The 21,023-nt window shown below is 70.1% G+C and carries 15 protein-coding genes; 12 read left to right on the top strand and 3 right to left on the bottom strand.

Annotation, left to right across the window (positions count from 1 at the left end; all coding sequences use genetic code 11):
- The first annotated feature begins 279 nt into the window (after window positions 1-279).
- Window positions 280-639, top strand: coding sequence for a peptidoglycan-binding domain-containing protein (locus ACZ4IF_RS16820; RefSeq protein WP_467563531.1), 360 nt, complete (start codon window positions 280-282; stop codon window positions 637-639).
- A gap of 87 nt (window positions 640-726) precedes the next feature.
- On the opposite strand, the gene ACZ4IF_RS16815 is transcribed toward ACZ4IF_RS16820, so the two are convergent.
- Entirely contained in the window at window positions 727-1,272 is a 546-nt protein-coding gene (locus ACZ4IF_RS16815) for a GNAT family N-acetyltransferase (protein ID WP_467563721.1), read from the bottom strand.
- A 283-nt stretch (window positions 1,273-1,555) separates the two neighbouring features.
- Here ACZ4IF_RS16815 and ACZ4IF_RS16810 point away from each other — a divergent pair, with 283 nt between their 5' ends.
- From ACZ4IF_RS16810 to ACZ4IF_RS16800, 3 genes are read left to right on the top strand one after another with little or no spacing between them, the layout of a single operon-like run.
- Window positions 1,556-2,497, top strand: coding sequence for an ABC transporter ATP-binding protein (locus ACZ4IF_RS16810; protein ID WP_467563529.1), 942 nt, complete (start codon window positions 1,556-1,558; stop codon window positions 2,495-2,497).
- Window positions 2,494-3,852, top strand: coding sequence for an ABC transporter permease (locus ACZ4IF_RS16805; RefSeq protein ID WP_467563527.1), 1,359 nt, complete (start codon window positions 2,494-2,496; stop codon window positions 3,850-3,852). Before ACZ4IF_RS16810 ends, ACZ4IF_RS16805 begins: the two co-directional genes overlap by 4 nt.
- A 4-nt stretch (window positions 3,853-3,856) precedes the next feature.
- Window positions 3,857-6,613, top strand: coding sequence for a bifunctional YncE family protein/alkaline phosphatase family protein (locus tag ACZ4IF_RS16800; RefSeq protein ID WP_467563525.1), 2,757 nt, complete (start codon window positions 3,857-3,859; stop codon window positions 6,611-6,613).
- Between the two features lie 139 nt (window positions 6,614-6,752).
- Here ACZ4IF_RS16800 and ACZ4IF_RS16795 read toward each other — a convergent pair whose 3' ends face one another.
- The gene (locus ACZ4IF_RS16795) at window positions 6,753-7,676 is read right to left on the bottom strand and encodes an NADP-dependent oxidoreductase (protein WP_467563523.1); all 924 of its coding nucleotides are present in this window, start codon (window positions 7,674-7,676) and stop codon (window positions 6,753-6,755) included.
- A 147-nt stretch (window positions 7,677-7,823) separates the two neighbouring features.
- Between ACZ4IF_RS16795 and ACZ4IF_RS16790 the strand changes: the two genes are divergently transcribed.
- Window positions 7,824-8,849: a GlxA family transcriptional regulator gene (locus tag ACZ4IF_RS16790; protein WP_467563719.1), complete on the top strand. Its 1,026-nt coding sequence runs from the start codon at window positions 7,824-7,826 to the stop codon at window positions 8,847-8,849.
- A gap of 48 nt (window positions 8,850-8,897) precedes the next feature.
- Here ACZ4IF_RS16790 and ACZ4IF_RS16785 read toward each other — a convergent pair whose 3' ends face one another.
- Entirely contained in the window at window positions 8,898-10,274 is a 1,377-nt protein-coding gene (locus tag ACZ4IF_RS16785; protein WP_467563717.1) for a lipase family protein, read from the bottom strand.
- 457 nt (window positions 10,275-10,731) lie between these two features.
- Here ACZ4IF_RS16785 and ACZ4IF_RS16780 point away from each other — a divergent pair, with 457 nt between their 5' ends.
- The 7 genes from ACZ4IF_RS16780 to ACZ4IF_RS16750 all read left to right on the top strand — a co-directional run bounded on the left by ACZ4IF_RS16780 (window position 10,732) and on the right by ACZ4IF_RS16750 (window position 20,890).
- Entirely contained in the window at window positions 10,732-11,379 is a 648-nt protein-coding gene (locus ACZ4IF_RS16780; RefSeq protein WP_467563521.1) for a TetR/AcrR family transcriptional regulator, read from the top strand.
- Between the two features lie 225 nt (window positions 11,380-11,604).
- Window positions 11,605-12,447 (top strand): phosphotransferase, encoded by an 843-nt coding sequence (locus ACZ4IF_RS16775; protein ID WP_467563519.1) that lies wholly within the window; start codon window positions 11,605-11,607, stop codon window positions 12,445-12,447.
- A 157-nt stretch (window positions 12,448-12,604) separates the two neighbouring features.
- Window positions 12,605-13,213 carry a DJ-1/PfpI family protein gene (locus tag ACZ4IF_RS16770; protein WP_467563517.1) on the top strand — a complete coding sequence of 203 codons (609 nt, stop codon included), beginning with the start codon at window positions 12,605-12,607 and terminating at the stop codon, window positions 13,211-13,213.
- A gap of 409 nt (window positions 13,214-13,622) precedes the next feature.
- Window positions 13,623-14,513, top strand: coding sequence for an LLM class F420-dependent oxidoreductase (locus ACZ4IF_RS16765; protein WP_467563515.1), 891 nt, complete (start codon window positions 13,623-13,625; stop codon window positions 14,511-14,513).
- A gap of 31 nt (window positions 14,514-14,544) precedes the next feature.
- Window positions 14,545-15,528, top strand: coding sequence for a zinc-dependent alcohol dehydrogenase family protein (locus tag ACZ4IF_RS16760; protein WP_467563513.1), 984 nt, complete (start codon window positions 14,545-14,547; stop codon window positions 15,526-15,528).
- A gap of 76 nt (window positions 15,529-15,604) precedes the next feature.
- Window positions 15,605-15,808 (top strand): hypothetical protein, encoded by a 204-nt coding sequence (locus tag ACZ4IF_RS16755; RefSeq protein ID WP_467563511.1) that lies wholly within the window; start codon window positions 15,605-15,607, stop codon window positions 15,806-15,808.
- Between the two features lie 807 nt (window positions 15,809-16,615).
- Window positions 16,616-20,890 (top strand): discoidin domain-containing protein, encoded by a 4,275-nt coding sequence (locus ACZ4IF_RS16750; protein WP_467563510.1) that lies wholly within the window; start codon window positions 16,616-16,618, stop codon window positions 20,888-20,890.
- The last annotated feature ends 133 nt before the right edge of the window (window positions 20,891-21,023 follow it).

Raw genomic sequence — 21,023 nt, 5'->3', positions numbered from 1 at the left:
CCCGGCCCGGATCAGGAATGGTCACACGGCGCCGCGCCGCACCCCGAGGAGCCGTCGCGGACCGCCGAACCAGGTCGACACCGAGGTGAGCGGGACGGCGTGGTCGAACAGCTGTGGTTACGTGGTCCACATCCGGAGGCCGCTCCGGTCCCGCCGGAGGGAAGGGCGATGGCGCCGCGTCACGCGGGCCCCGCGCACGCGGCGAGGAGAGGTCTTGGATGGCGGCACCTCATTCACCGGCGGCAAGCCCGTGTCGCCGGTGTCTTCGGTGTGGGCGCCGTGAGCGGGTTGGTTCTCGCGTCCTCGTTCCTGGTCGGCAATGACCCTGTGCCGCAGGAGAGTTCGCCGCCCGCCGAACGACTGCACCAGCCGGTGCCGGACACGCCGGATCCCTCGCTTCCGGAGATCCCGGGGACGGGCGTGCTGCGCCAGGGCGACAGTGGTCACGGAGTGTACGAGTTGCAGGTACGTCTCCTTCAGATCCCGAACGTCTACGACGGCGGTGCGACCGACGGCCGCTACGGCACGGAGGTCCGGGAGGCGGTGGCCAGATTCCAGGAGTGGTACGGCATTCGCGGCGACGAGACCGGCGTGTACGGCGACGAGACGCGTCACGCTCTCATGCTGCGGACCAAATAGCCGCGGAGCTGCACGAGATGGGTCGGTGGTGCCGCGGACGAGACGGCCGCCCGTGCCCCTTCGGGCCGTGGCCCGACCGCCTGTCCATCAGATGTCGCCCTTGATCATCGCGTGCAGATGCTGGTCGTGCCATCCGTCCTCGTGCAGCAGCGCGCTGCGCATTGTGCCTTCGACGGAGAAGCCGGCCTTCGCCGCAACGCGGCACGACGCGGGGTTCGCCACCGAGTGGCACAGCCGCAGCCTGTGCAGGCCGAGGTCGTCCAGCGCCCACTGGCTGAGGCGCTTCGTGGCCTCGACCGCGACGCCCCGACCGCGTCCGGCCGGCAGGATCCAGTACACGATCTCGGCGCTGCCGTCGGCGAGGTCGATGTCCCCCCAGCCGATCAGGCCCACGGCCCGGCCGCCGTCGTGCTCGGCGATGGCCCAGATCGCGCCCTGTTCGCTCCGCCAGCGTTCCTGCATGCGTTCGATGCGCGTGCGTGCTTCCGTCGGCGAGGGCACGATCAGCCGGTTCCACCGGCGGATGGCCGGATCCTGGCCGGCGGTGACCAGGGCGTCGGCGTCGTCGGCACGCCAAGGACGCAGTTCCAGGCCGCAGTCGAGGGCCAGCACGGGTTGGTCCATGGCGGCCATGCGGCCCGCGGGGACGACGGGTGGTACGGCTGAAGTGATCACCGCGGCATCGTGCCACAGCTCGATTTCGGACAGACCGAAGGTGGGCCGGGTACCGCGTTCGTGCTCCGCGTAAGGGCTTACTACGACGTTCCGTTGCCCAACTCTGGCCCGATGAGGGCGAGTTTGTGCGCGCCGACTTGCCGACCCTTTGACGATCCGTTCCAGCGGCGTTAAGCCAGAGGTCTGTGAGTGTGTTGTGTGCAGTCTTTAGGGTCCCTGATGATTTCTAAGGAAGGGACGCATGGACGCACTCCTAGCGGTCCGGGCTCGCGGGATCACCAAATGTTTCGGCGATGTCGTCGCGCTCGACGATGTCGATCTCGATGTGACGCAGGGCCAGATCCACGGCCTGGTGGGACCGAACGGCGCGGGCAAGACGACTCTGCTCGGCCTTCTGCTCGGGCTGGCCGTCGCCGACAGCGGGCAACTGGAGATCCTGGGCTCGCCGGCAGGGCGGGCGCTCGCCGCGGCCGACGGTGTCGCCGGCTTCGTCGACGGGCCCGGTCTCTACCCCTCGCTCACCGCCCGGCAGAACCTCGCCGCGCTCGCGGCTCTGCGCGGACGTGACGCGCGGACGGCGGGGGTCGACGACGTGCTCGACCAGGTCGGACTCACCGATGTCGCCGACGACCGGGCCCGCGGTTTCTCCCTGGGCATGCGTCAGCGGCTCGGACTCGCCGCCGCCCTGCTCACCAGGCCCCGGCTGCTCGTGCTCGACGAGCCGTCCAACGGCCTGGACCCGGCCGGCAAGAAGCACGTGCACGGTGTCCTCGGCCGGCTCGCGGCTGACGGCACCTGTGTCGTCCTCTCCAGCCATCGCATGGACGACCTCGAGGCGCTGTGCTCCGACGTCACCATTCTCGCCACGGGACGGGTCGTGTTCTCCGGCCCGCTGGGAAAGCTGGCCGCCGAGAACCGCGAACTCGACTACCGGTTGCTCACCTCCGACCCGCACGCCGCTCGCCTGCTGGCCGCCGGGACCGACGGAATCCACCTCGTCGACGACGCCGGCGCACGGCGCGACGGCGAGCGGCTCGTCGTGCGCGCCCTCGTGCCCGCACTCGACGAACTCGTGGTCCGACTCGTGCGCGCGGGCATCGCGCTGCGTGAGCTCGCCCCCGTGGTGTCGCCGCTCGAAGCCGCGTTCCTCGCCCTCACCGAGCAGCAGGAGGCCGTCCGATGACGACCGCGACCGTCGCCGTCGACCACGACGCCGGTGCCCGCCGTGTCACCGTCGCCCGCAGCTACCGCTTCGAGCTGCTCAAACTGGTGTCGCAATGGCGGATCCGCCTGTTGCTCCTGGCCTGCTGGATCGCACCGGCGCTCTTCGTCGCCGCGGTCGGCGGGCAGAGCACGCTGCCCAGCGACACGCTCTTCGGCCGCTGGATGCACGCCACGGGATGGGCCGGACCGCTGGTGGTGCTCGGCTTTGCGGGCACCTGGGCGCTCCCCCTGCTGACCTCGGTGATCGCCGGCGACGCGTTCGCCTCCGAGGACCGGCTCGGCACCTGGCGCCACCTCCTCGTCGCGGTGCGCTCACCCCGCCGGATCTTCGCGGCGAAGGCGCTGTCCAGCCTCACCGTCATCCTGTTGCTCGTGGCCGGACTCGCCTGCTCCGGCGCGGTCGGAGGCGTCCTGGCGGTCGGCAACCAGCCGTTGGTCGGTCTCGACGGCCATCTGCTGGCACCGGGGGACGCGGCGGGCAAGGTGTTCCTCGCCTGGGCGTGCGTACTGGCCCCGACCCTGGCCCTCGCCGGGATCGGACTGCTCGGGTCGGTCACGCTGGGGCGCTCCCCGATGGGGCTGCTGCTGCCCGCGCTCGTCGCGCTCGCGATGCAGCTCGCCCAGATGATGCCGCTGCCCGTCGCGGTCCGCCTCGCCCTGCCCGGCTACGCCTTCATCGCCTGGAACGGCCTGTTCGCGGATCCGGCCCAGCTCGACCAGCTCCTGATCGGCATCGTCGTCGCTCTGCTGTGGGCCGTCGCCACCACCGCGCTGGCCTGGCTGCTCTTCCTGCGGCGCGACTTCACCGACGCCGGCTACGACGGCTCGGGACGCCGCGCGGTCACCGGCGGGGTCCTCCCGCTGGCCGGGCTGCTCACCGTGACGGTCGCGGTCGTCGCCGCGACGACCGGGGCGACGGGCTCCGGCATCGAGCAGGACAAGGTGCAGGCCTCGCTCGCCACGGCGTTCGCCCACCTCTACCGCGTGCAGACCGACGAGCTCAACCGTCCGGCCGTCACCGAAGACCGGCTGAAGGCCACCGCGTCCTGCGACAAGGGCAGCGTCAAGGTCAGTGCCGAAGGTCCCGGCAACGACTGGCGTTGCGTCGTCACCTGGCATCTGCCCGGCGTCGAGGCCGCGGGCACGGCCATCTACCAGCTCGATGTCGCCCCGGACGGCCGCTTCATGGCCGACGGCGACGGACCGAAGGAGGTCAACGGGTACTTCCTCGTCCGCACTCCGACCGGAGACGCACCGAACCCGCTCTGGCAGTTCGACGGCAATGTCGAACTTCTCGCCGACTCGAAGGGATGACTCCATGCAGGTAACACGCCGTCGCAGACGTGCCGAGAAGGGCCCGTCCGGCCTTCTCGGCAGACGTCTCAGCCGCCGGATCCCCCTGCTGACGACAGGTACCACCGCTCTCGCCCTCGTCGCCACCGGCGCCGCCTTCGCCCAGACGCACCAGTTCGGCACCGACCAGGTCGGCCAGACGACCCGTCAGGGGCAGGTCGTCTCCAGCGACCAGTACATCGCCCCGTACGGCGACCGCCTCGTCGTCGACAACGGCAAGATCATGTCGTCGTCGGTCAGCCCGGACGGCACCCACCTCGCGGCCTCGCTCACCGACGGAGGCAGTGCGCTGTCGATCGTGGACCTGAAGAGCTGGAAGGTGCAGCAGCTCGTGGGTACCGCGGCGACGTCGAACCCGCGCCTGACGAGCAACTCCGTGGGCCAGGAGGGCCCCACGTACTCGCCCGACGGCTCGCAGCTGTGGCTCGGCCAGACCGACGGCTACACCCGCTTCGCGGTGAACCCGGACGGCAGCGTCACCAGCCCGACGTCGGTCCCCATCGCGGCGGACGGAGCCAAGCACGCGCTGGTGGGCGAGCCGGTGTTCTCGCCCGACAGCTCCATCGTGTACTCCGCGGTCAACGGCCAGAACCGAGTGGTCGCCATCGACGCCGCGACCGGCGCCGTACGGCAGAGCTGGACCGTGGGCAACGCCCCGCGCGACATGGTCCGCGTCGGCGACAAGCTGTACGTCAGCAACGAGGGCGGTCGCCCGGCGCAGCCCGGCGACACCACGATCAACTCGTACAACACCCAGGTGCCCGCCGATCCGGTGACCGCCGCGACCACCACCGGCACGGTCAGCGTCATCGACCTGGCGAAGCCCGACACCGCGGTCACGAGCATCAAGGTCGGCCTGCACCCGACCGCCCTGTACGCCAAGAACGGGGCGCTGTTCGTCACCAACACCGCCACGAACGACGTGTCGGTGGTGAACACGGCCACCGACAAGGTCGTGCAGACCATCGCCACCCGGCCGTGGCCGGAGGCGTCGGTGGGCTACGAACCCGACGCGGTCACGCTCACCGACGACGGCCACCTGCTGGTGACGCTCGGCCGCGCCAATGCGGTCGCCGTCTACCGGTACAAGAGCCCGCAGGAGCCCGTCAGTTACATCGGTCTGCTCCCGACGGACTACTTCCCCGCGGAGATCGCCGCCGACGGCGACCAGGTGCTCGTCTCCAACACCCGTGGCATCGACGCCCGCCGCCCCACCACCAGCGCCGGGCACGGCACCCACGACACCACGTCGAGCCTGCAGCGGTTCACGCTGCCGGGTGACAACGTCGTCAGGGCCCAGACGACCACGGTCTTCCGGCAGAACGGCTGGACCCATGGCTCGGTCGAGCAGAGCAAGGGCAAGAGCAAGGCGAAGCCGGTGCCGGTCCCGCAGCGGCTCGGCGACCCGTCGACGATCAAGCACGTCTTCCTGCTCGTCAAGGAGAACCGGACCTACGACCAGGTCCTGGGCGACGTCCCGCAGGGCAACGGCGACCCGTCGCTGACCCAGTTCGGCGAGAACGTGACGCCGAACCAGCATGCGATGGCCGACCAGTTCGGGCTGTACGACAACACGTACGACATCGGCACGAACTCCGCCGAGGGCCACAACTGGCTGATGCAGGCCGACGACCCGGAGTACACCGAGTCCTCGGCCGGTGAGTACGCGCGCAGCTACGACACCGAGGACGACGCTCTCGGCCATCAGCGCACCGGCTTCATATGGACCGGTGCGCAGGCGGCGGGGAAGTCCGTGCGCGACTTCGGTGAGTTCCAGCAGTTCCTGACCAAGCCGTCGGGCGCGAGCTGGCAGAACCTGTACTGCGACGCGAAGAACATGGACGCGACCGGGCAGGACACCGCCTACACCCTTGACTCGTCCTCGCCGATCCCGTCCCTCAACGACGTGTCGGTGCACGGTTTCCCGAAGTTCGACACCAGCGTCCCGGACGTCTACCGGTACCAGATCTGGAAGCGAGACTTCGAGAAGAACGGGCCGGCCGACCTGAACATGTTCTGGCTCTCCAGCGACCACACCGGCGGACCGGCGAACGCCGCCGCCCAGGTCGCGGACAACGACCTCGCGACCGGGAAGATCGTCGACGAGATCTCGCACAGCAAGTACTGGAAGGACTCCGCGATCTTCGTGGTCGAGGACGACTCCCAGGCCGGCCTCGACCACGTCGACGGCCACCGTGCCCCGATCCAGATCATCAGCCCCTGGGCCCGGCGCGGCATCGTCGACAGCCGCTACTACACACAGATCACGATGATCCGGACCATCGAGCAGATCCTCGGGATCCACCCGATGAACCAGAAGGACAGCGCGGCCAGCCCGATGAGCGCGGTGTTCACCCGGCACCCGGACTACAGCCCGTTCACCGCGCTGCCCAACCGGACCTCGCTGACCGACGGCCTGAAGACCCCGCCGTCGTGCGGCCTGGACACCCCGGCGCCGCAGAACCCGAATGCCGCGGCCGTGCCGTCGGCGAAGGTGCCGGCCGAGAAGCAGGCGCTCGCGGACCAGTGGGCCAAGTGGAAGTCCAAGCAGCGGCTGACCGGGCCCCACGCCGTACCCGACTTCGCGAACCCCGCGCAGATGAACCACTTCACGTGGTACGAGACGCACGGGTGGACGAAGCCGTACCCCGGTGAGAAGAAGATCTTCGCGCCGGACGACGTGCCGGGCGCCTTCATCCCGTCGTCGGAGTCCGACGGCTGACACGGGCTCTTCCCATGACAGGGCTCCTGACCGACGACGCCGTCCCGGGTCAGGAGCCCTCGTCCTGGTTCGCGGCCGCCGCAGGGCGGGAGCCTCGGCAGCTCCCGCCCTGCTGCTTCGTCCCCGGCAGCCCCGTGGATCAGGCGACGGTCAGGACGATCTTGCCGGTGGTGCGCCCCAGCTCGCCGATCTCGTGGGCCTTCGCGGCCTCCTCCAGCGGCAGGACCGTCTCGACCACCGGCTTCAGCGCGCCCCGCTCCACCAGGGCGGCGATCTCGCGCAGCCCCAGGTGGTCCGGCTCGACCAGGACCCATGTCGCACGCACTCCGTCCTGGGCGGCGGGGACGTCGTCCGGGCCGGGCAGGGTGATCAGCCGGCCGCCGGGACGGAGCACCTTCAGCGAACGCTCGGCCGTCTCGCCGCCGAGCCCGTCCAGGACCACGTCGACGTCGCTCACCGCGTCCTCGAACCGCACCGCGCGGTAGTCGACCACCTCGTCCGCGCCCAGCCGGCGCACCAGGTCGTGCTTGCCGGCGCTGGCCGTGCCGATGACGTACGCGCCGCGGGCCTTCGCGATCTGCACCGCGAAGTGTCCGACCCCGCCGGCCGCCGCGTGCACCAGCACCCGCTCACCGGGACGCACGTCGGCCGCGTCCACCAGGGCCTGCCAGGCGGTCAGCGCGGCCAGCGGCAGGGCTGCCGCCTCCACGTGTGTCAGGCCGGCCGGCTTCGGGGCGAGGTGCCGGGCCGGTGCCACCACGTACTCGGCGTACGCGCCGGCCTGGCGCGGGAACAGCGGCATCCCGAAGACCTCGTCGCCGGGACGGAAGACGCCCACACCGGGCCCGACGGCCTCGACCGTGCCGGACACGTCCCAGCCGACCGCCGGTACGGCGCCCCACTCGATCAGGGCCCCGCCGGCGCGGGTCTTCCAGTCCACCGGGTTCACTCCGGTCGCGTGGACCCGCACCAGGACCTCGTTCAGTCCCGGCTCCGGGCGTTCGAGCTCACGCTCGACCAGGCTCTCGGGTCCGCCCCACTGCTCCACGACCACCGCACGCATGCTGTCTGCCTCGAATTCCGTATCGATCGGCTCGTCGCCGGGAGGTCCCCGGCGCGACGCAGTCCACGATCCGGCGGTCGGGCCCGCCGTGGTGTTGGCCGTTTGGCCATGATGTGACAGGATCTGGCCATGACGGCCGCGCAGGGGATGACCAGGGAGAACGAGCCGGACCGGGAGGCGCGGGCCCCCCGCAGGCACCGGATCGCCGTGCTCGCCCTGCCCGGGGTCCCGCCCTTCGAGCTCGGCATCCCCTCCCGTGTCTTCGGCAGCGTGGAGGACCCCGAGGGGCGCCCGCTCTACGAGGTCACCGTCTGCACCGCCGACGGTGCCCCCGTGCTCAGCGACGCCGGCTTCTTCGTGCAGCCCGCGGCCGGCCCCGAAGCGCTGGCCGCCGCGGACACCGTGATCCTCCCGCCCACCCACGCGATGCCCGAGCTGGGCGAAGGCGGCCCGCTGCCCCCGGAGGTCGCCGCGGCCATCGCGGGCATCCGGCCCGGCACCCGACTGGTGTCCATCTGCTCCGGGTCCTACGTGCTCGCCGCGGCCGGGCTGCTCGACGGCCGCCCGGCCACCACCCACTGGAACCTCGCCCCTGAGTTCCGCCGCGCCTATCCCAGGGTCAAGGTCGACGAGGAGGTCCTCTTCGTCGACGACGGCGACGTACTGACCTCCGCGGGCGTGGCCGCGGGCGTCGACCTGTGCCTGCACATGATCCGCCGCGACCACGGCGCGGCCGCCGCCAACCGGGCCGCCCGCATGTGCGTCGTGCCGCCCTGGCGGGACGGCGGGCAGGCGCAGTACATCGACCGCCCGGTCCCCGAACCCACCGTCGCCAGCACCACCGCCACCCGGGCCTGGGCCCTGGAACACCTCGGCGAGCCGCTGACCCTCGCCCGGCTCGCCGAGCACGCCCGGATGAGTCTGCGTTCCTTCACCCGGAGGTTCCGCGACGAGGTCGGCATGACCCCGGTGCAGTGGCTCACCGCTCAACGCCTGGAGCTGGCCAAGCAGTTGCTGGAGACCACCGACCTGTCGATCGATTTGGTCGCGCACCGGGCCGGATTCGGCTCCGCGAACTCCCTCCGCGCCCACATGCGAACGGCCTTCGGTGTCTCACCCGCCGCCTATCGCCGCACCTTCAGCCCCAATGATCTGGTGGGGAACAGTAGTTGACACCGCGTCGGATCCGGGGTGGCGCGGGGCGTCCGTGAGCCGGAATGTTCAGGGCTGAACGGGCACAGTGGCGCAGTTCGATGTGGCGGGCTTGCCCGACAGACGGTCCTTCAACCAGTTCAGGGCGTCTCCCTGATCGGTGAGCAGCGGGACCAAGTGGTTGGTGAGCAGCCCGTCGCCGAGGTTGGGCAGAGCGACGGGCTTGTACGTGACCTGGGCCCCCTTGGCGCACCAGTCGACGGCGAGTTGCCGTGCCTGCGCGTGGGGGACGATGTCGTCCTGGGTTCCGGTGGCCACGCGCACCGGGCTGCTCGGGGTGAGGGTGCCGATGCGCTGGGCGTCGATCACCGCCTGGATCCGCGGCTCGGCGCGGACGATGTCGGAGAGGGACGCACGGTTGGTGGTCCATGACTTGCTCTTGGCGAAGCCGTATCCGAAGAGGGCGTCCCCGGTGCACATCGTGGAGAGGTCCTTGAGGGCGGCCTTTCCGGCGGTGTTGAGGTAACTGTCGGCCAGAGGCTTGAGTTCCGGGTCGGACTGGAGGAAGCCGTTGAGCGACCAGCCCAGCGCACCGGCCAGGGCGCTGCCGTCGATGCCCTTGATGACCTCGGTCAGGTCGGCCGGCGGAGCACCGGCGTAGGTGCCGGAGAGCGACAACTCCGGAGCGTAGGAGGGCTGGAGTTCGGCGGCTGCCGCGCTCGCCCCGCCGCCCTGACTGTAGCCGTACAGGCCCACCCGGGACCGGTCGGTGATCGACGCGGTCGGCAGTGCGCGTGCGGCGCGGACGGCGTCCAGCAGGGCGTGGCCGCCGTCGAGGCGGTTGACATAGGTGTGCAGTCGGTCGGTCGCGCCGAGCCCGACGTAGTCGGTGACGACCACGGCGACCCCGGAGGCCAGCAGTCGGTAGACCGCCAGGTCCTCGTAACCGACCGACACCGTCCGGCTGTTGATGGTGAGGGGGTGTTCCAGCGCCATGGAGGCCGCGCACTGGTCGCCCTGCCCCATGGTGCCGGGAGCCAGCGCGACCAGCGGGCGTGGACCGCTGCCCTGCCATGCCGCCGAAGGCTCCAGGTAGGCGCCGGTGACCGCGACCGGCTGCCCGTTCGAGTCCGTCGACTTGTACATGATGCGGGTCGCGGTGCCCGGGAAGACCCCGCCCGGTATCGGCAGGCTGAGGGTCAGGGGCAGCGTCTCGGTCCTGATCAGGGTCCCGTTGGCGGCCGGAAGCGTCGATGGTGCCTCGTAGAACGCGGGGATGGTCACCCCGCGGGAGACCACGGGCTCCTGGCCCGTGCCGGCGGCCGCAGACGTCGCCTGGGAGCCGAGGATCCCGAGGGCCACGACCGCGGCGGCCATCACGCGACCGGACCGCGGAGCGGAACTGTCCCGCGGCCGTGGGGCTGCGGGAGCGTCCGTCAGGGCCATGGGCTGCTGACGCGGCTCGCAGGATCGGGGAGTTCGGTTCATGCGGCTCACTCCATGGTTCGGTGGGGAGGTGGCTCGTGACACGACGAAGTCCTCGCGGCGGCGTCGTGCAGGAGCGAGGGAGGGGAGTAGCTGGTGGGGGTCCGGCAGCGGAGCTCGGTGGGCTCAAGTGCCGTGGGCTGCATCGCGGGCGTTCGGGGCAGGGCCGGCCCTGAGCGCTCGGTGTGCGACTCGTGTGCGCGCCCGGCCCGCCCGGGCGGCGCGCAGCGAGTCGACGCGGTGGCGTGCGGAGACGGTCGACCTGACCCGACGGTAAGTCACGTGTTGTGCAGGCTAGTTACCAGTGGGTACAGAAGGAGAGTAGGACGGGTGTCACTCAGTGACAAGATGTCTGCGTGCGTCATTTCGACTCTCGATATGCTGCCCGTGACGCGACGCGAGAGACGGTGGGGGATCGGTGCAGGACTCAGGGCCCGTACGCGGAGCGGCCACGGACAGTCGGGCCGCCGGCCCGACCCTCGTCGAACGGCGCAGGGAGTCACTGCGCCTGGAGATCGCTCGTGAAGCCGTGCGGCTGTTCGCCGCACAGGGAGTCTCCGCGACCACCGGTGAGCAGATCGCGCAGGAAGTGGGCATCTCCGCCCGCACGCTGTGGCGCCACTTTCCGACCAAGGAGAGCTGCGTCAGACCGCTGCTGACCGCCGGACTCGACATCGCCACCGGCCAGTTGAGCCACTGGCCGCGGGGCACCACCCTGGTGGACTTCCTCACTTCCGCCTTCCACGGCGGGGGACTCCCGGCCGCCGACCCGGCGGTCCTCGGACTGGTCAGGATGACCCACACCGAGCCGGCACTGCGTGCCGTCTGGCTCCAGGCCCACGACGACGCACTCCCCGTCCTGCAGACATTCCTCGCCCGTCGATCCGGCGCGGACCCGGACGACCTACGCGTCAAAGTGCACGCGGCAACCCTCAACGGTGCCCTGCGGGCGGCCGCCGAGGACTTCGCCCGCCGCTGTGCCGACGACTCCGACGCTCCGGGCGACGAACTCGCCGCACGCCTGCTCGCCGCCGTGAGCGCCGCGTCGGAGGGGCTCCCGTACTGAACGGAGGGACTCCGGTACTGAGGCGCGTCTCCGCCGAACACGGACGTCCTGCCGACGTCCCGCCACCGGCCGCAGTGACCGTCGCCGACCGGCAGAAAGGGCCGCAGCGCTGCGATGCCGGTCGCCGGATCCGGGTCCGGCCGCCCCATGATGTTCCCGAGGGCATCGGGGGTGGCGCTGTTGCCCTCCGACGCGGATGTGTACTCGACGATGAGGGAGGACGGTATGGAGCCATCGGAACTGCGCCGCGCAGTCGAGGCAGGACGGGCGACCGCTTCGGAGCTGGGCCTTGAGGTCGACGACGTGATCGTCGTCCACAACTCGGACCGCGTCGCGCTGCGCCTGGTCCCTTGCGACGTTCTGGCCCGGGTCGCGCCTTCGGGGCATCTGGCTGATTCCGAGTTCGAAGTGGAGGTTGCCCACCGTCTGACCGACGTCGACGCTCCGGTGGCCGAACTCGACCCTCGGGGAGGCCCACGAGTCCAGGTGCGTGATGCCTTCGCCGTCTCGCTCTGGACCTACTACGAACCTGTGGGATCGGAGATCGCGCCGGCCGACTACGCGGACGTGTTCATGCGGCACCACGCGGCCCTGCGCCGGATCGAGCTGGACGCACCGCATTTCACGGATCGAGTCGCTGCGGCACTGCGCGTGGTGAACGACCGGGAGCAGTCACCCGACCTGCCCGATTCCGACCGCGAACTCCTCAGCAACACACTCAGCGGACTGAGCGCCGCGATCAGCGTCGACAAAGCCGACGACCAGCTTCTGCACGGCGAGCCGCACCCGGGCAACCTCCTGAACACAAGGCGAGGGCCGCTTTTCGTGGACCTCGCCACGTGCTGCCGTGGGCCGATCGAGTTCGACCTCGCCCATGCGCCCGAAGAAGTGGGAAAGCACTATGCGGGGGCTGACCACGACCTGATTCACCGGTGCCGCGCCCTGAACTGGGCGCTGTTCTCGGCGTGGCGGTGGCGCCGAGACGATCAGATGCCCGACCGGAACCACAGGAGAGCGGAGGGGCTCGACCGGGTTCGTGTTGCACTTGATCGCTGCGGACTACGCTGAACACGAGGCAGAAGGGCTCCCCGGCGCAGGAGCGGTCCCGCACCTCGTACGGCGCGCAGGCGGCGGCAGGTGTGCCACCGGCCGCCGATCGGCTCTCGCGCCGGAACGTCGCACCGGCGGAGACTCGACAGTCGGTGCCGTCCTTGGAGGAGTTGTCGTGCAGGTAGCCGTGGTCACCTTCGACGGGTTCAACGAGCTCGACAGTTTCATCGCTTCCGCCCTGATCAACCGGTGTCGTGGGGACGGCCTGGAAGCCTTCATCACGACACCGACACCCGTGGTCACCTCCATGAACGGTGTCGAAGTGTCCGGACAGCGCCCGATGGAGTTCCTGGCGGAGGCCGACGCGGTGCTGATCGGCAGCGGCGTCAAGACACGTGACGTGATCGCCGACGACCGGCTGATCTCCACACTTCGGCTCGACCCGTCGCGACAGCTGATCGGCGCCCAGTGCTCCGGCGCCCTGGTGCTCGCCCGGCTCGGGCTGCTGGACGGCATGCCGGCATGCACCGACATGAAGAGCCGGCCCTTCGTCGAAGCCTGTGACATCACCGTGCTCGACACGCCGTTCCACGCGGAGGGGAACATCGCCACGGCAGGCGGTTGCCTGGCGTCGCAGTACCTGGCCACCTGGGTGATGACCCGACTGGCCGGGGAGGAATCCGCTCGTGGTGTCCTCGACTACGTGGCGCCGGTCGGAGAGAACCAGGAAACCGTCGAGCGCGCCCTGCGTGCCGTCCGCTCGGGCGAGGCCGCCCTCCACTGACGCCCGGAGGGCCGAGGCCGGCCGGCACGGCGGCGCCCGCACGTTCCTGTGCCGCCGGTGCCGGTCCACGACGCCGGGCAGCTCCACCAGGACGGCGGCTGCGTCTCGGCGCCGGAACGCGCCGCCACTCGGCAGTGGACGGACGAGCGACGGCACCTCACCGCCTCATGGCGGGAGGTGTCTCGCTACCCCCGATCCACCCCCATGCCCTCGGACTGTCGCCCTTCAGGACCGGCACCGGCAAGGCCGGGCACGGTGCGTCCGCCGACGTGCGAGTCGCACCGGCCCACGGTTGCGGGGTGCAATGGAGGGCCGGCTGCCGACGGGCATAACCCGGGGTCCGCCTCGGTTATGAATGCCATAGCAGACGGCGATCATGGAGCGGCACCGCCCGGAGGGATCGGAACGTATGAGCGACACGACGGACACCCCCTACGACGCCAAGGCCGCGGTCGGCCGGTACGGCCTCTGGAGCGTCGGCCTCCGCTCGGAGGATCCGGCCCGGCGCGCCGACATCGCCGAGGCGGCCGCCGAGATCGAGCAACTCGGTTATGGAGCTGTCTGGTTGGGCGGCAGCAGCCACGCCCGGCACGCCGTGCCCCTGCTCGAAGCGACCTCGCGCCTGACCGTCGGCACCAGCATCCAGAGCATCTGGCAGTACGACACCGACGAGAGCGCCGCCGGTTTCGACGAGGTCGAGTCGGCCCACCCCGGCCGCTTCCTGCTGGGCCTCGGAGTGAGCCACGCCAAGCTCGCGGACCAGTACCGCCGCCCGTACTCGTCGCTCGTCGGCTATCTGGACGCGCTGGACGCCCTCGGGGTGCCCGCGGACCGTCGGGTCCTGGCGGCGCTCGGGCCGAAGACACTCACCCTGTCCGCCGACCGGGCTGCGGGCGCGATCCCCTACCTGGTCACGCCCGAGCACACCGCCCAGGCGCGCGAGATCCTGGGAGAAGCCCCCCTGCTCGCACCGGAGTTCGCGGTGGTCCCGGAGACCGACCCGACCCGCGCCCGCGCCCTGGCCCGCGAGCATCTGGCCTTGTACCTCACCCTGCCCAACTACACGAACAGCTTCCTGCGCCTCGGCTTCACCGAGGAGGACCTGGCCTCCGGTGGCAGCGACCGCCTGGTGGACGCCCTGTACGCGTGGGGCGACGAGACCCGGATCCGCGACCGGGTCGACGCCTTCCTGGAGGCGGGCGCGGACCATGTCGCACTCCAGATGGTGGACGGAAGCCCTGGGGACGGCCTTCCTCGCGAGGCATGGCGCAGGCTCGCGGCCACCCTGGAATTGACCTAGTTGCGAACCGCACGAAGAGACGAGGTGCGAGATGCGTGCGGTGGTGCTGGAGGAGTTCGGGGGTCCGCTTCGGCTGAGAGACATCCCCAAGCCCGTCCCCGGGCCGGGCGAGGTGCTGGTGCGCGTGCACGCCAGCGGAGTGAACCCGCTGGACACCAAGATCCGTGCAGGCCGGGCCGGGCACGCCCGTACTCAGCTGCCCGCCGTGCTGGGCCTGGACCTGGCCGGAGAGGTCGTGGAGTCGGGTGCGGGCGTGGACGGCATTGCCGTGGGTGACGAGGTGTACGGCCTGACCGGAGGTGTCGCGGACCTGCCGGGTTCACTCGCGGAGTTCGCGGCCGTCGACGCCCGGCTGCTGGCTCCCAAGCCCGCCACCCTCTCGATGCGGGAAGCGGCAGCGCTGCCGCTGGCCGCGATCACGGCGTGGGAAGGACTCGTGGACCGGGCCCAGGTGCGGGCCGGGCACAAGGTCCTCGTCCACGGGGGCGCCGGCGGTGTGGGCAGCACGGCGGTGCAGATCGCCCTGTCGCGCGGGGCGGAGGTGTTCGCGACCGCGTCGGCAGCGAAGGCGGACGTCGTCCGGCGGCTGGGGGCGGTGCCCATCGACTACACGGCACCGGTGGAGAAGTATGTGGCCGCACACACGGGCGGTGCGGGGTTCGACATCGTCTTCGACACCGTCGGCGGTCAGGTGCTGGACGCCTCCTTCGCAGCGGTACGCACCTACACCGGTCATGTGGTCAGTGCCCTCGGCTGGGGCACTCACGCGCTGGCGCCCTTGTCGTTCAAGGGCGCGACGTATTCGGGTGTGTTCACACTCCTGCCCATGCTCACAGGGAGCGGGCGCGCCCATCATGGCGACATCCTGCGCGAGATCACGGCCCTGGCGGACGCCGGCAGGCTGCGCCCGCTGATGGATCCGAACCGGTACGACCTGTCCACGGTGCCGGAAGCACACAGTGCGGTGGAAGGCGGCACCGCACTCGGAAAGATCGTCGTCGACATCCTGGGCTGACGGCTGTTCGGCGGCGCACAAGTGCTACGGGTGGACGCGACACGGCCCGCTGAGGCGCGTGTGGATAATGCCTTCCGTGACTTCGGACATGGTTCGCCCGCGATGGCAGCCGGCGCTGCGAGGCTTCCTGCTCTTCCTCGCGGGCGGCGGCCTCGGCTCGTTCGTCTACGAAAAGATGAGGCATCACTCCGTGGACGGGTCGGTCTGGGGCGGGTTGCTGTTCGGCGCGATCGTGTGCGCGACACTCACCGCGCTGTTCCCGGGACGACGGCGCCGTTGATCCGCTCTCGCGCGAGTGAGCGCGTCGGACTCTGATCGGCAGTTGGCGTCCGCCTGGCCGGAAGCCCTTCTCTCCGCGGACACGGGTGCGTTCGGCGCTCGGCTGCGAGCCGTCACGGCGGCGGGCCGCTGGGGTTGCTGTGACACACGTGGGGGCAGCGCCTTCTCATGAGTGCCCAGCGGACGTCATCGTCCGTCGAACCGCTGCAGTCGCCATCACCAGCCAACCTGTGCCGTCACGGCTCCAGGGTGCCGTGACGGCAGAACTCGATGCCGCGTAAGCCCAGGTCATCAGACGAACAGAATCACGCAAGAATTTGCGCTACTTGCGTCTACTTGCGTCGGGTGGCAAGGGGCCTGGATTCGCGCGCGCGTGGAGTCGTGCACCGGGGGACGTGCGCCGGTGCGGAGTCGCCGCCCCGGAATGCACGGGAGGTGCTCTACGCGCGGAAAGCCTGAATCGGGACAGTAGTTGATGCACCCCCTGCGGCCCGGCCTCATCTCTCCCGGACGCCTGCTCATCGGCCTGTTCGGCGGCCAGGACCTCGCGGACGCATGGCCACCGCCGTTGAGGCGCGGGTGCCGCCGGTGAAACTTGTGTCGCCCGAGCCGTAGACGGACTCACATACCTCTGCAATATTGCGATGAAACAATGCAAGAAGCTGCGCACGGTCGTCCCGGTGAAGGCCGTGCCTCTCCGTACGGCCGGCTCCTGCCGTCCTGTCGTACCGCGCCACCGCTCCGCCCAGGAACGAGCCGCCCTCGCCGCCCCCCTCGGCGCGCGAACCTCCTCAGGGAGTAACCCCACATGAATCGACACAAGCCGAGATCCTGGAGACCACGCGCAGCAACCGCTGTGCTCGCCTCCGCCGTCATGGTTCTGGGCCTGCCCGCCGTCGGCGCGCACGCGGCCGGCGGTCCCGACGCCGCCGCGGACGCCGCCACCAAGGCCGGCAGTGCGCTCGGCGCGCACGTGGCCGCCGGCATCACCGACGGCGACGCCGACACCTACTGGCAGGCCGGAAAGAAGTCGGCCCAGTGGGTGCAGACGGACCTCGGACGGACCAAGCGGGTCCGCCAGGTCGTGCTGCGTCTGCCCGAGCACTGGAAGTCCCGCAAGCAGACGCTCGCTCTCCAGGGCAGCGCCGACGGAAAGAGCTTCGCCACGCTCAAGTCGTCGGCGCAGTACGTCTTCAGCCCCGGCAACGGCAACACGGTGAAGGTGTCCTTCCCCGCGACCCTCGCCCGGTACGTGCGGGCCGACTTCAGCGACAACTCGGTCGCCTCCACCGCCCAGCTCGCCGAGATGCAGGTCCTCACATCCGCCGCCTCGACCCCCAACCTCGCTCTGGGCAAGCCGTTCAGCGAGAGCGGCCACGCCGATGTCTACGGCGCGGCCAACGCCGGTGACGGCAACCGTGCCACCTACTGGGAGAGCAAGAACAACGCCTTCCCGCAGTGGCTCCAGGTCGACCTGGGATCCTCGGTCAAGGTCGACGAGGTGGCGCTGCGACTGCCCGGCGGATGGCCGAGCCGCAGCCAGACCCTCAAGATCCAGGGCTCCACCGACAACCAGAACTTCACGGACCTGACGGCCTCGAAGGCGTACGCCTTCGACAGCGGCAACGACCAGTCGGCGACCATCAGCTTCGACACCACCACGACCCGGTATGTGCGCGCGCTCTTCACCGCCAACACCGGCTGGCCCGCCGGACAGTTGTCCGAGTTCGAGGTCTACGGACCGGCGACCGGCGACACCCAGGCGCCGACCGCGCCGTCGAACCTGAGCTACACCGAACCCGCCACCGGGCAGATCAAGCTCACCTGGAGCGCCGCCACCGACGACACGGGCGTCACCGGGTACGACATCTACGCCGACGGCCAGCTGCGGGCGAGTGTCGCGGGCAACGTCCTGACGTACACCGACACCCAGCCCAGCGGCAGCGATGTCACGTACTACGTACGGGCCAAGGACGCCGCGGGCAATGTCTCCTCCAACAGCAACAGCGTCACCCGCAAGGGATCGGGCGGTGACACCCAGGCCCCCACGGCGCCCGGCAACCTCGCCTATACACAGTCCGGCAGCGACGTGAAGCTCACCTGGCAGGCGTCGAGCGACAACGTCGAGGTCACCGGCTACGACGTCTACGCGGGCGGCCGGCTCGTCAAGTCCGTGGCGGGCGACGTCACGACGTACACCGACACACCGCCGGCGACGGCCACGGTCACGTACTACGTGAAGGCGAAGGACGCCGCCGGGAACGAGTCGGCGGCGAGCAACAGCGTCACCCGGACCGGCTCGACCGGTTCCGGCTCCAACCTCGCCGAGGGCAAGCCCATGGAGGCGTCCTCCTACACCTTCACGTACGTCGCCACCAACGCCAACGACGGCCAGACCAGCACTTACTGGGAGAGTGCCGGCGGTGCCTACCCGGCCACCCTCACCACCAAGCTGGGGGCCAACGCCGACCTCGGCCAGGTCGTCGTCAAGCTCAACCCGGACGCCGCCTGGTCGACGCGCACGCAGAACATCCAGGTGCTCGGCCGCGACCAGGACGCGACGTCCTTCACCAGCCTCGTCGCGGCGAAGGACTACGCATTCAACCCGTCCAGCGGCAACACCGTGACCATCCCGGTCTCCGGCTCCGCCGCCGACATCCAGCTCAAGTTCACCGCCAACTCCGGCGCCCCCGGCGCGCAGGTCGCCGAGTTCCAGGTGGTCGGCACCCCGGCCGCGAACCCGGACCTCGAGGTCACCGGCATCACGAACACGCCAGCGGCCCCCGTCGAGTCGGACGCCGTCAGCCTCACGGCGACCGTCACCAACAGCGGCAGCAAGGCGGCCAAGGCCACCGATCTCGCCTTCACACTCGGCGGCACCAAGGCCGCCGCGGCCGACGTGCCGGCCCTGGCCGCCGGTGAGTCGAAGACCGTCACCGCGAGCATCGGCACCCGGGACGCGGGCAGCTACCCGGTCGGCGCCGAGGTGGACCCGTCGAACAAGGTCATCGAGCAGAACGAGGCGAACAACATCTTCACCCGCTCCGACGCCCTCGTCGTCAAGCCGGTCTCCAGCTCCGACCTGCTCGCCGCACCGGTCGCCTGGACCCCCTCCAGCCCCTCGTCCGGCGACGAGGTCAAGTTCACCGTCGCGATCAAGAACCAGGGGTCGGTGGCCTCCGCCACCGGCGCCCACGGCGTCACGCTGACGATCCAGGACTCCAAGGGCGCCACCGTCAAGACGCTCAGCGGCTCCTGCAACGGGGCCATCGCGGCGGGGCAGACGACCGCACCGGTCAGCCTCGGATCGTGGACGGCCGCCAACGGCAAGTACACCGTGAAGACGGTCGTCGCCGACGACGCCAACGAACTGCCGGTCAAGCGGGCCAACAACACCACCGCGCAGCCCCTGTTCGTCGGCCGCGGGGCGGACATGCCGTACGACATGTACGAGGCCGAGGACGGCACGGTCGGAGGCGGCGCCAAGGTCGTCGGCCCGAACCGGACCATCGGCGACGTAGCGGGCGAGGCGAGCGGCCGCAAGGCGGTGACCCTCACCGGGAACGGCCAGTACGTCGAGTGGACCACCCGGGCGGCGGCCAACAGCCTGGTCACCCGCTTCTCGATCCCGGACGGCACGAACACGACGCTCGACGTCTACGTCGACGGCGAGTTCCTCAAGGCGATCGACCTCACCTCGAAGTACGCCTGGCTCTACGGCAACGAGACCTCGCCCGGCAACTCGCCCGGCTCCGGGGCTCCGCGCCACATCTACGACGAAGCGAACCTGCTGCTCGGCAGGACCGTGCCGGCCGGTTCCAAGATCCGGCTCCAGAAGGACGCGGCCAACACCTCCACCTACGCCATCGACTTCATCAACACCGAGCAGGCGACGGCGAACGCCAACCCTGACCCGGCCGCGTACGTCGTGCCGGCCGGATTCGCCCACCAGGACGTGCAGAACGCGCTCGACAAGGTCCGGATGGACACCACGGGCAAGCTTGTCGGCGTCTACCTGCCCGCCGGCGACTACGAGACGTCCAGCAAGTTCCAGGTCTACGGGAAGGCGGTCAAGGTCGTCGGCGCCGGGCCGTGGTTCACCCGTTTCCACGCCCCCGCCTCGCAGGAGAACACCGACGTCGGCTTCCGCGCCGAGGCCAGTGCCAAGGGCTCGACGTTCGCCGGCTTCGCCTACTTCGGCAACTACACGTCCCGGATCGACGGCCCGGGCAAGGTGTTCGACTTCTCCAACGTCTCCGATATCACCATCGACGACATCTGGGTCGAGCACATGGTGTGTCTCTACTGGGGCGCCAACACCGACAACATGACCATCAAGAACTCCCGCATCCGTGACATGTTCGCCGACGGCATCAACATGACGAACGGCTCCACGGACAACCACGTGGTCAACAACGACGCCCGGGCCACGGGCGACGACAGCTTCGCCCTCTTCTCGGCGATCGACGCGGGCGGCGCCGACGAGAAGAACAACCTCTACGAGAACCTCACGTCGACCCTCACCTGGCGGGCCGCCGGCATCGCCGTCTACGGCGGCTACAACAACACCTTCCGCAACATCCGCGTGGCCGACACCCTCGTGTACTCCGGCATCACGATCTCCTCGCTGGACTTCGGCTACCCGATGAACGGCTTCGGGACCGAACCCACGACGATCGAGAACGTCTCCCTGGAGAGAACGGGCGGCCACTTCTGGGGCTCCCAGGTCTTCCCCGCCATCTGGGCGTTCTCCGCCTCGAAGGTCTTCCAGGGCATCCGGGTCAACGACGTCGACATCGACGACTCCACCTACGGAGGCGTGATGTTCCAGACCAACTACGTCGGCGGCCAGCCGCAGTTCCCGGTCAAGGACACCATCTTCACCGACATCTCCATCACCAACTCCAAGAAGAGCGGAGACGCCTTCGACGCCAAGTCCGGATTCGGCATCTGGGCCAACGAGCTGCCGGAACCCGGCCAGGGCCCCGCGGTCGGCGAAGCCACCTTCCGCAACCTGCGCATGAGCGGCAATGCCCAGGACGTCCGCAACACGACCAGCACATTCAAGATCAACATCGAGTAGGTGCTGAACGGCACCGAACGGTACGGGGTCGCCTTCGTGGAGGGCGGCTCCGTACCCGTCGTGTCCGCCCCCGGCGTACCTGGACGGCTCAGCGGGCGGAAAAAGACGAAGGCAAGGAGAATTCTCTCCTTGC

This window comes from Streptomyces sp. NPDC025784, from assembly GCF_055558435.1.
The sequence above is the reverse complement of the archived record's forward strand: the minus strand, read 5'-3'. Positions and strand labels throughout refer to the sequence as shown.

What these genes read in the sequence shown, in the direction of transcription:
- ACZ4IF_RS16795 (WP_467563523.1), bottom strand. Translation starts at nt 7,676, where the DNA reads ATGCGTGCGGTGGTCGTGGAGCAGTGGGGCGGACCCGAGAGCCTGGTC.
- ACZ4IF_RS16760 (WP_467563513.1), top strand. Translation starts at nt 14,545, where the DNA reads ATGCGTGCGGTGGTGCTGGAGGAGTTCGGGGGTCCGCTTCGGCTGAGA.
- ACZ4IF_RS16800 (WP_467563525.1), top strand. Translation starts at nt 3,857, where the DNA reads ATGCAGGTAACACGCCGTCGCAGACGTGCCGAGAAGGGCCCGTCCGGC.
- ACZ4IF_RS16765 (WP_467563515.1), top strand. Translation starts at nt 13,623, where the DNA reads ATGAGCGACACGACGGACACCCCCTACGACGCCAAGGCCGCGGTCGGC.
- ACZ4IF_RS16750 (WP_467563510.1), top strand. Translation starts at nt 16,616, where the DNA reads ATGAATCGACACAAGCCGAGATCCTGGAGACCACGCGCAGCAACCGCT.
- ACZ4IF_RS16775 (WP_467563519.1), top strand. Translation starts at nt 11,605, where the DNA reads ATGGAGCCATCGGAACTGCGCCGCGCAGTCGAGGCAGGACGGGCGACC.
- ACZ4IF_RS16785 (WP_467563717.1), bottom strand. Translation starts at nt 10,274, where the DNA reads ATGGCCCTGACGGACGCTCCCGCAGCCCCACGGCCGCGGGACAGTTCC.
- ACZ4IF_RS16790 (WP_467563719.1), top strand. Translation starts at nt 7,824, where the DNA reads ATGACCAGGGAGAACGAGCCGGACCGGGAGGCGCGGGCCCCCCGCAGG.
- ACZ4IF_RS16810 (WP_467563529.1), top strand. Translation starts at nt 1,556, where the DNA reads ATGGACGCACTCCTAGCGGTCCGGGCTCGCGGGATCACCAAATGTTTC.
- ACZ4IF_RS16805 (WP_467563527.1), top strand. Translation starts at nt 2,494, where the DNA reads ATGACGACCGCGACCGTCGCCGTCGACCACGACGCCGGTGCCCGCCGT.
- ACZ4IF_RS16815 (WP_467563721.1), bottom strand. Translation starts at nt 1,272, where the DNA reads ATGGCCGCCATGGACCAACCCGTGCTGGCCCTCGACTGCGGCCTGGAA.